The organism is Syntrophomonas sp. UBA1041 (assembly GCF_002316705.1).
GTDB lineage: Bacteria > Bacillota > Syntrophomonadia > Syntrophomonadales > Syntrophomonadaceae > DTU019.
In genome coordinates this window covers 1-9,115 of sequence record NZ_DCEA01000057.1, presented here as the reverse complement: position 1 = coordinate 9,115, position 9,115 = coordinate 1, and the positions used below count along the sequence as shown (strand labels likewise).

Genomic DNA, 9,115 nt, shown 5'->3' with positions numbered 1-9,115 from the left:
CATGGTGTAGATTTGACTGGCGGCAAATACATCGCCACCTGGGGAGTTGAGCATCACCACCACATCCCCATCCTCAGCGTACAGCTCATTTTTAAACTGCTTGGGGGTAATATCGTCCTCGAACCAGCTGTCCTCAGCAATATACCCATCTAAAAAGAGGGTTCGATCCTGCTCGTTTTTGAGCCAGTTCCAAAACTTTCTGCTCATTTGCCGACCTCCTTTCTTTTGGTATTGGCATACGCGCCCACATCTTCAAGCTTCAGCATGTTGCCGTTCATGGCATAAATATCGCCATGCTCGATGGTGTTCATGTTTTCTAAGGTTCTTACATCGTTGGGGCTTAAGAAACCGTTTTGAATACCTATGGCGTAGCCTTGCATTCTCGAAGAATAGTCGCCCCGCAATAGTCCGTCCACCACAAAACCCACAAAATACTGACCTTTTTCGGATTGGCTGAGCAGAGCCTTGTTCATTCCTTGCTCAAGCCTTACCAGCCAGGGCCGGATGGTATGGACTACAAAACTGATAGATTGATGCTCGATGTTGCTGAAAGTGGCTTTATCCAAATTGGCCACCAGATGGGGCGGCACCCGAAAGATCCGGCATATCTCCTCAGTCTGAAACTTTCTGGTCTCCAGAAACTGCGCCTGTTCCGGCGGAATACCGATGGGCTGGAACTTCATGCCTTCTTCCAGAACTGCTACCCGATGGGCGTTGCCGCTGCCCTGGTAGACCGCGTTCCAGCTTTCCCGGATTCGGGCCGGGTCTTTGACTACCCCGGGATGCTCTAAAACTCCGCCTGGACTGGCTCCATTGGCAAAGAATTTGCCCCCGTACTCTTCGGTGGCGATTGCCATGCCGATGGCGTTCTTGGCCATGGCGATGGGGGAGTAGCCCACCAGTCCGTCAAAACCAAGCCCGGGAATATGCAGGATATCTTCTGGCCTTAAGATCACATATCCGGTGTTCTTGCGGTATTCGAAATAGAGCTGCCCATCAGTTGTCCGATCCACTGTCATACGGTCGGGCAGCAAGGGATAAAGAGCTAAGATTCGGCCCCTACCGTCTCTAATTATCTGGGCATAGGCGTTGCCCCATAATAAAAGATGACTCATCAGTGTTTCCCGAAACACAAATGAAGTCATCTCCGGATTAGGCTCATCATGGAGCAGATAATATAGCTGGTGGTCTGTGGCTTTCTCCTTGCCATTGTCCGTGGATCGGTAAATATTGAGTGGCAGACTGGCTATGGTTTCCGCCAGAATTCGGACGCAAGCATATACCGCGGTGGTCTGCATGGCCGTTCTTTCATTGACGGTTTTGCCGCTGGCGGTTCCGCCGAAGAAAAAGCTGTATGTGCTGCCATACAGACGATTTTTAGGACTTGCTCGGGGTTTCAGCAAGCCCGAAAGAAAAGGTATTTTCATAAATCGTTCCTCCTGAAAATGGGCATGAAAAAAGCACCTCCGAGGAGATGCTCAAATATTATGTAACTATGGTAATCGAATTATGTTTAGCTTATTATGCCATCTATTAAGATTATTCCCTTTTTGTGCTTCGAAATAAATTCTGTTCGCAACTATGTCCGCTGCTCTTACAAGTAGTTTTGATTTGGAATTGCACAATTGTAATTGTACATCTAACAGTCTGGGAAAAATTGGTGGATAAAAGGCATTGTAACTGTAATTATATGTTCCATTTCTAAATTCTTGTTCAAGCCCCTCTTTTAATTCATAATATCCATTGGTTGCGGTTGTATGTTCATCGATGTAAAAGTACAGCCGCTCTATATTATCTGGAGCAATCACATTCTTGCGAATCAAGTTTTCAAAAGCTCTTTTAACTCCAATCTTGTATGCGTAATCAAGATATCTTTGTTTATCTTTCTTGCTTTCAAAAATCCTATCCAAGACCGACTTTTGATCAATTACTGCCCCGAATTTGTAACAGTTATTAAGGGAACGAAATAGCTTACCTTTATCCTTATTCGATAAATTAGTTGCCTTAAGTTCAAATTCTTTTGGCAAGTTTCTTGCGGTCCGGATTGCTTTTTCAGCAGCAGCATATCTGTGTGACCATTCCTCCTTAGAAAGGGTACCTAAGATTATCAAGCCGCCGAAAACAAAGATATCATTATGTACTTTGTCAAACACTCCAGATTCATCAGAATAAATATAAATATTCATATGAAACCCTCAAAACAAAAAAACCGCCAATTGGCGGCCTCGTGACCGACGACATTACATGTCGCTTAAACGCTAATTCGGTTACACGAGTATACAGCGTATTTCTACCTGCATATTAATTATATGTTTAATGAGGGCGAAAGTCAACGGAGTCTGGTTTTTTTTAATTTTACATTAAATGATAATTATTCCTCTTTGATCATATACACTACCATCGTTACCCTCATGTCGAATAGCCCTATCCAACGCCATAATCAGTGCAACAGCTCCATCAATCCGTTCGGTGCTTTTCTCTTTATCGGGCTTGATATTGCCTGCCGGATCAGTTCGGATAAAGATATTATCCATCATCCAGCGCAGAACCGGATGGCCGCCATGGGCGATCTTTTCTTCCAGGGTCAGTTTCATTAGTTCCTTGGTAGGAGGGGACATATCCTTAAACCCCTGGCCAAACGGCACCACTGTAAAACCAAGCCCTTCCAAGTTTTGCGTCATTTGGACCGCGCCCCAGCGGTCAAAGGCGATTTCTTTGATGTTATACTGGGTCCCAAGTTCCTCGATGAAGCTTTCAATGAATCCGTAGTGGACCACGTTGCCTTCGGTGGTTTTCAGAAAACTTTGTTTTTGCCACAGGTCGTAGTTTACGTGATCGCGTCGTACCCTGAGGTCGAGGTTTTCTTCCGGTATCCAGAAGTAGGGGAGAATATGAAATTTATCGTCCTCATCAACCGGAGGAAAAACCAATACAAAAGCCGTTATATCGGTAGTGCTGGATAAGTCTAACCCGCCATAGCAAACTCGGCCTTTTAATTTTCCCGGGTCAACCTTGAAAGCACACTTATCCCATTTCTCCATGGGCATCCAGCGTACTGCCTGTTTGACCCATTGGTTGAGCCTAAGCTGCCGGAAGCTGTTTTCCTCAGCAGGGTTTTGTTTCGCACTTTCACAGGCAGCTTTAATCTTGTCGATACTTACGGTTATTCCCAGCGACGGATTAACTTTTTTCCACACTTTAGGATCAGTCCAGTCGTCATCTTCCTCTGCTCCATAGATTACAGGATAAAACGTCGCATCATGCTTACGACCGGCTAGCAGATCTTTGGCTTTTTGATGCACCTCATAGCAAATACTGTTGACGTTATCGCCCGCTGTCGTGATGAGGAAGTAGAGCGGCTGCATCCTGGCATCCCCGGAGCCTTTGGTCATGACGTCAAACAATTTCCGGTTAGGCTGGGTATGCAGCTCGTCAAACACCACGCCGTGGATGTTGAAACCATGCTTCGAGTAGGCTTCAGCCGACAGCACTTGATAAAAACTATTGGTCGGCAGGTAAATAAGCCGCTTGGTGGAAGCCAGGATCTTAACCCGTTTGTTCAGTGCGGGACACATCCGCACCATATCGGCGGCAACCTCAAACACGATGGACGCCTGCTGGCGGTCAGCGGCACAGCCGTAAACCTCGGCACGCTCCTCGTTGTCCCCGCAAGTAAGAAGCAAGGCAATGGCGGCCGCCAGTTCAGACTTACCCATTTTCTTTGGAATTTCCACATAAGCCGTATTGAATTGCCTATAGCCGTTTGGTTTCAGTATCCCAAAAATATCGCGTATAATCTGTTCCTGCCAGTCGATAAGTTCAAAGGGCTTGCCAGCCCAGGAGCCTTTGGTGTGGCACAGGGCTTGGATGAACGCCACAGCATAGTCGGCGGCATCTTTGCTGTATTTTGAATCCGGTGCCATAAACTGTGTCGGTTTATATTTCTTGAGTTTGCGTACGATTGCCGCCTCCTTTCTTAAAGCGAATAAAAGAAAAGAGCCTCATTAAGAAGCTCTGTTAACCGTATATTTTTTGGCCTTCAGTTATTTGCTCTCATCTTCCTCGCCCGTCAGGATAAAGCGCGCGTACTCGGTCTTGTGGTCATTAAGGTAATTAACCAGTTCGTGAAAGCCTCGGGAGTATGCTTCCTGCCTAACGCGGTGGATGTCAAACATATTCGTGACGCCGCTTTCCCTGATGGCTAAAATCTGCAACCGAATGGTTTCGTTCATTTGGTCTCCTCCATTTCTGCCGACTTGGCGGCGCAGGGTATCATCAAGTTTTCTTATTTCATCCTCGCCAAATACTACCCCCAACCCACTACCGGAGTCCCAGCTGACAAATACGGTGCCGGTATCATCTATAAATGATACAGTGCCTTGGTCGCCAGGTTTCAGCCTGGTGTACGGGTCCTCCATACGGACCAATTCGACCCGCGTACCCGGGGAAAAATATGACCTGAGCGCCTTTAACATTTCAGGATGAATCTGCTTCATGCTTCAGTCTCCTCCTCCGAATTGCGCTGGCCGTTTTTGAAAGCGGCGCTGCCGGTCAGCCTGGAGAGCAGGATTTTCCGTTCCGTTTTGTATTCCGGCCCGATAAAGCCTAGGCGCAGCAGGAAGCAGCGAAAAGTGTATTTTTCGTTGTCATAAGCCTTTTCAGTGGCGGTTACCCGATGCTGGTTCTTGGCCATGGCGCAGAGCGCCCCGATGAAGCGGGCATAGGCGTTGACTTCTTCCGCTGCAAGGCTTCTGGAGAACCAAGGGAAACGCAGCCTGTCCTCGGTCAGTTCAATTGGCAACCTGTCTGTGTCCAAGGCTTTCTTAATAAGGGTTTCCTTGCTCTTAACCAGTCGCTCCAGATTGGCAATGGCGGATTCGGTAAAACCTTCCCTGGGCATCTCAATAACCAGTTCGCTCGGCGCTTCAAATTGAAATCCGCGCTGGTCAAGCTCGTTTAATAGTTGCTCAAGATCTTCCTCACTGTTGTTTTCACTGGCGCTGAGAGTGCCTTCTTTGTTGACGGTAAACCCGCCGATGACATAAGCAAATGTGGGAGCGCCTTTGTATTCCGATGCAGTATTCAGGATTTCGCTGATCACCTGAACCAGTTCTTTACGCCTAGCGCCGGTAACGTTAAACTTAAATTCCATGAGATCGACCACCTTTCTGTTTTGGTAGTCATATACATCACTCTTAAGCTGTGGAATAGCAAGCCTTTATACCAGTTTTGGCACACTGTTAAAGGGTATTTTCTGACCATCGCGCATAAGAAAAACATCAATGTCGGAACCCTTAAACTCAATGTACCTATTCACAATAACATCACAGAACTTCTCATCCAGTTCCACAGTGTAGCAAATCCGGCCGGTCTGCTCACAGGCGATCAGGGTGCTGCCCGAACCACCGAACGGATCAAGAACAATACACCCTGTCATGCTGGAGTTGAGTATCGGGTAAGCTACCAGCGGCACGGGTTTCATAGTCGGGTGGTCAGTATTCTTCCTGGGTTTGTCAAACTCCCAGATGGTAGACTGCTTACGGTCGGAGTACCAGGCGTGTTTGCCCGCTTTCTTCCAGCCAAACAGGATCGGCTCGTGCTGCCACTGGTATGGCGAGCGCCCCAGTACCAGCGACTGCTTTTTCCAGATACACGTTCCCGAGAGATAGAATCCTGCTTCTAAAAAGGCTTTGCGGAAATTCAGTCCTTCGGTATCGGCGTGGAACACATAGATACTTGCGTCCTTGGCCATCGCCTTTTCGGTCAGGGTGAAAGCTTCCAGCAGAAACTGATAGAACTTTTGGTCCGCCATGTTGTCGTTTTTAATTTTGCCTGCTGTACCCTCATAATTGACGTTATAGGGAGGGTCTGTCACCACCAGGTTGGCAAGTTTACCGTCCATAAGCAGGGAAAAGGTCTCCGCTTTGGTACTATCACCGCAGACCAAGCGATGCTGCCCCAGTAACCAGAGGTCACCCGCCTTAGTTATAGCGGGCTTGGCTAGTTCGCCTTCTACATCAAAGTCGTCTTCTTTAACGTCCTCGGCACCGCCCAATAGTTTGTTCAGTTCCGTGTCATCAAAGCCGAGAAGAGATACGTCAAAATCGGCAGCCTGCAAATCCGCAAGCTCTACCGAGAGCATCTCCGCGTCCCAGCCAGCGTTCAGGGCAAGGCGGTTATCGGCTATAATATAGGCCCGCTTCTGGGCTTCAGTCAGGTGTTCTGCGAACACACAAGGTACTTCAGTAATACCTTCCTCCTTGGCAGCTAGGATGCGCCCGTGTCCCGCGATAACATTAAGGTCTTTATCTACGATGACCGGGTTGACGAAGCCAAACTCCCTGAGTGATGCTCGAAGCTGAAGTATTTGCTCCTTGCTGTGGGTGCGGGCATTGCGAGCATAAGGTACTAACCGATCGATATTAACTTTTTCAAAACGCCCGGTTGTGTTCATCTATACCTACCGTCCTTTCCTGCCTGACAGCAGGGCTTCCATAATATCATCCTGCGGGTTGCCGACGAAGGCTGTAGTGCAATTCTGTTTTACAATGTCAAAAATCTCGTACCAGATGAGGTTGGCCTGCTTCTGAAAAGATTGACTCATCTGTACGAAGGGGCTGGCTATAGCGCCACCCGTAGTCGGATGTTTGCCCAAAAGCCCATAGGTGCTGATGGCTTCCTCACACTGGATGTAGCGAGTGAAAGCCTGAGCATAGGCTTCAATCAATCTTGGGTTAACGAATTTCTCACACCCGCGCTCTTTAAGCCATTTCCAAGTTTCTCTGAACAGATCGTCAGCGCCCAGCGGCTTACCATCTCTCTGTCTCGCGCTGAGGTAATCGCTGGGCGTTGGCATATCTTCTCCATATAAATCGGCCGCATCGTCAAGGTCGTCCGCTTCAAGCATCGACTCGGGATGCAGTTCCGGGGCGGCTAAAACTTTTGCGGCCTTTCCGGCCGAGATTTTGTCAGCCAGGGGCTGCGGCTTGTCACCGGCGCGGACCCTGCGGCCGCCCCTATTGGTTCCGTCTTTTGCCACAAGCCTTCACCTCCTTACTGTGGCGTGGTTTAATCCCCCGTTTGAACCGTAATTTTTACGCGCGAAGGGGGCCGCCCGTTTTCCAGGCGCAAAGAAACAAGGATTTTCCTCCCCCTCCCCTTGAGTGTTCTTTGTTTCTTTGTTATCATTTAATCAAAGATTCTTTGTATGTTTTTCGTTGAATCAGCATATACTACCAAAGGAGGAATACTAGTGTCTCAAGTTAAAACTAAAGGAGAATATCCTATGATAAAAAAACGTATCTCGGTATCTCAGAAACGCCAGATAACCATACCGATTGAGTTCTATAACAGCGTCGGCATTGATAAGGAAGTAGAATGCTATGTCCAAAACAATGCCATCATCATCCGTCCCATCCGGGAAAGCAGCGGAGAATTTGACGAACAGATCTTGGCCGATTTAATAGCACAAGGGCTGTCAGGACAAGAACTGCTTGATAAGTTTAAGGAAACCCGACGCCAAATCCGTCCCGCTGTGGAACGCTTGCTTGATGAAGCCCGTCTTGCTGCTCAGGGCCAAGCATCGAGCAAAACTTATGAAGATGTTTTTGGCCCGGAGGCGGACTGATGACCAAATTAGTCATTCTGCCTCCCGCAGCTCGCTATTTCAAAAAGCTAAAAGAGAAACCGCTGAAAGACAAATTCCAGGCCGTCATTGACCAGCTTCTGCTAGATCCCTATTTTGGTGAACCTAAAACCGGTGATCTTAGCGGCGTATATTGCTGTGATGTCTTCCACAATAAAACCAACTACGAGTTGGCCTATACCATTGTTGAAGAAGATGACGAAACCGTAGTCGTGATACTTGCGGGTACCCGTGAAAACTTCTATAAAGAACTGAAGCGGTACATGAAATAATGATGCCAATTCTTAGCCATCGCTTTGTGATATATCTCTTTACCCCCAGCGGCCGCCTTCCTTAGCTGTTATGGTTGAGTGGCAGCTAGTGCATAACGCCATGAGATTATCCGCTGCATGGGTTCCACCCCTTGAAAGCGGTACAACATGGTGCACCTCCTCAGCTGGTGTCAATTTACCTTCCTTCTGACACCTTTCACAAAGGGGATGCTCATTTATATACCGGTCGCGGATTCGCTTCCAAGTCCTGTTATAGCGTTTCTTCACGATCGGATCACGCTGGTACTTTTCATATTGTTTGTCGGTCAGCTTTTGATGTTCTTCGCAAAACCTGTCGTGTGTCAGCTTCGGGCAGCCAGGGTAAGAACACGGTCGTTTGGGTTTAAAAGGCATTAAACTTCACCTCGTTAAAGGATACAAAAAGCCCCCGCAAAGCAACCTGCGGAGGCCTAATGATTTAAGCAATTTTCTATTTTAATTATGGAACAGACTCATACTCTCTTTTTATCACATTTACTCTCATCTTTTTGAGTTACCTTATTCAAAGCCCTTTTATGCATCCTAAAAACGTGCTGCAGGCTATATCCCATTTCAACAGCGATCTGCTCCCAGCTTTTAAAGCCCAGGTATCTAAGTTCAAGCAAAGTTTGGTACACTGGGTTTTCAATTTTTTTGATGATGGTTACGATCTCTCGCTTCAAATCAACCAGTTCATCAATGTCCTGGTTGATTTCATTTTCCAGATCAACGATCTTTACAATGATATCTTCCATGGAATGAATATTATTGCTGGGGTTACGGGGCATGTCCGACAGCATTGCAGTAGCTTTCCTGGCTAAATCCCTGAGTGACGCCACCAGTTCCAGCTTACTGTTTATTCGCTGGTCAATTCGGTAAGCCCGGGATAAATATTCTTTAACCATCATAGCCATCATCACCTTCCAGCCAGGGCATATTGCCGCGGTAATAGGTAGCTGCAATATGCTTCTGGTATGCTTCGTCCAGACTGGCCAATCTGGCATTGGCTTTTCTGTGTGACTCAGCTGCCTGCTCCGGGGTTTTATAGAAAGAACAACTGCTGCCTGGGCACTTAACAACGGTTAGCACCTTGCAACGATTATTTTCACTTAAAGCAAAACACCTGTTACTCATAAAGACTTGCACCTCCAATCCTGGCTTTTACCGCGTCAATTAGAGC

The 9,115-nt window shown here is 47.4% G+C and carries 13 protein-coding genes and 1 pseudogene; 2 read left to right on the top strand and 12 right to left on the bottom strand.

Going from position 1 to position 9,115, the window contains the following annotated elements; translation table 11 throughout:
• From B2633_RS08440 to B2633_RS08400, 9 genes and pseudogenes are all read right to left on the bottom strand, one after another.
• On the bottom strand, nucleotides 1–207 hold a 207-nt coding region (locus tag B2633_RS08440; RefSeq protein ID WP_483170160.1), incomplete at its 3' end, for an ATP-dependent Clp protease proteolytic subunit.
• Nucleotides 204–1,427 (bottom strand): phage portal protein, encoded by a 1,224-nt coding sequence (locus B2633_RS08435; RefSeq protein WP_483170159.1) that lies wholly within the window; start codon nucleotides 1,425–1,427, stop codon nucleotides 204–206. The genes B2633_RS08435 and B2633_RS08440, both read right to left, overlap by 4 nt.
• A 66-nt stretch (nucleotides 1,428–1,493) precedes the next feature.
• Complete coding sequence (locus tag B2633_RS08430) at nucleotides 1,494–2,186, bottom strand: DUF3800 domain-containing protein (protein ID WP_061212674.1); 693 nt, start codon at nucleotides 2,184–2,186, stop codon at nucleotides 1,494–1,496.
• Between the two features lie 174 nt (nucleotides 2,187–2,360).
• Entirely contained in the window at nucleotides 2,361–3,923 is a 1,563-nt protein-coding gene (locus B2633_RS08425; RefSeq protein ID WP_483170158.1) for a terminase large subunit, read from the bottom strand.
• Nucleotides 3,924–4,043: 120 nt separating this feature from the next.
• On the bottom strand, nucleotides 4,044–4,232 hold the full coding sequence (locus B2633_RS08420; protein WP_483170163.1) for a DUF5049 domain-containing protein: 189 nt from the start codon (nucleotides 4,230–4,232) through the stop codon (nucleotides 4,044–4,046).
• A 39-nt stretch (nucleotides 4,233–4,271) separates the two neighbouring features.
• A pseudogene (locus B2633_RS08415) lies at nucleotides 4,272–4,496 on the bottom strand (DUF4314 domain-containing protein); the annotation flags it as partial.
• Nucleotides 4,493–5,152: a virulence protein gene (locus B2633_RS08410; RefSeq protein ID WP_483170157.1), complete on the bottom strand. Its 660-nt coding sequence runs from the start codon at nucleotides 5,150–5,152 to the stop codon at nucleotides 4,493–4,495. The gene B2633_RS08410 and the pseudogene B2633_RS08415, both read right to left, overlap by 4 nt.
• A 66-nt stretch (nucleotides 5,153–5,218) precedes the next feature.
• Nucleotides 5,219–6,454: a site-specific DNA-methyltransferase gene (locus B2633_RS08405; protein WP_483170156.1), complete on the bottom strand. Its 1,236-nt coding sequence runs from the start codon at nucleotides 6,452–6,454 to the stop codon at nucleotides 5,219–5,221.
• Nucleotides 6,455–6,460: 6 nt separating this feature from the next.
• Nucleotides 6,461–7,039 (bottom strand): P27 family phage terminase small subunit, encoded by a 579-nt coding sequence (locus B2633_RS08400; protein ID WP_240082777.1) that lies wholly within the window; start codon nucleotides 7,037–7,039, stop codon nucleotides 6,461–6,463.
• A 246-nt stretch (nucleotides 7,040–7,285) separates the two neighbouring features.
• On the opposite strand from B2633_RS08400, the gene B2633_RS08395 reads away from it, so the two are divergent.
• Both B2633_RS08395 and B2633_RS08390 read left to right on the top strand, forming a co-directional pair.
• Nucleotides 7,286–7,627 (top strand): AbrB/MazE/SpoVT family DNA-binding domain-containing protein, encoded by a 342-nt coding sequence (locus B2633_RS08395; protein ID WP_483170162.1) that lies wholly within the window; start codon nucleotides 7,286–7,288, stop codon nucleotides 7,625–7,627.
• Nucleotides 7,627–7,917, top strand: a complete 291-nt coding sequence (locus B2633_RS08390; RefSeq protein WP_483170154.1) for a type II toxin-antitoxin system RelE/ParE family toxin — start codon at nucleotides 7,627–7,629, stop codon at nucleotides 7,915–7,917. Before B2633_RS08395 ends, B2633_RS08390 begins: the two co-directional genes overlap by 1 nt.
• A 39-nt stretch (nucleotides 7,918–7,956) precedes the next feature.
• On the opposite strand, the gene B2633_RS08385 is transcribed toward B2633_RS08390, so the two are convergent.
• The 3 genes from B2633_RS08385 to B2633_RS08375 form a co-directional block, all read right to left on the bottom strand.
• A complete protein-coding gene (locus B2633_RS08385) occupies nucleotides 7,957–8,310 on the bottom strand; it encodes an HNH endonuclease (RefSeq protein ID WP_483170153.1) in 354 nt (117 codons plus the stop codon).
• Between the two features lie 98 nt (nucleotides 8,311–8,408).
• Entirely contained in the window at nucleotides 8,409–8,843 is a 435-nt protein-coding gene (locus B2633_RS08380) for a DUF1492 domain-containing protein (RefSeq protein WP_483170152.1), read from the bottom strand.
• Nucleotides 8,833–9,069 carry a hypothetical protein gene (locus B2633_RS08375; protein ID WP_483170151.1) on the bottom strand — a complete coding sequence of 79 codons (237 nt, stop codon included), beginning with the start codon at nucleotides 9,067–9,069 and terminating at the stop codon, nucleotides 8,833–8,835. Before B2633_RS08375 ends, B2633_RS08380 begins: the two co-directional genes overlap by 11 nt.
• Between the last annotated feature and the right edge of the window lie 46 nt (nucleotides 9,070–9,115).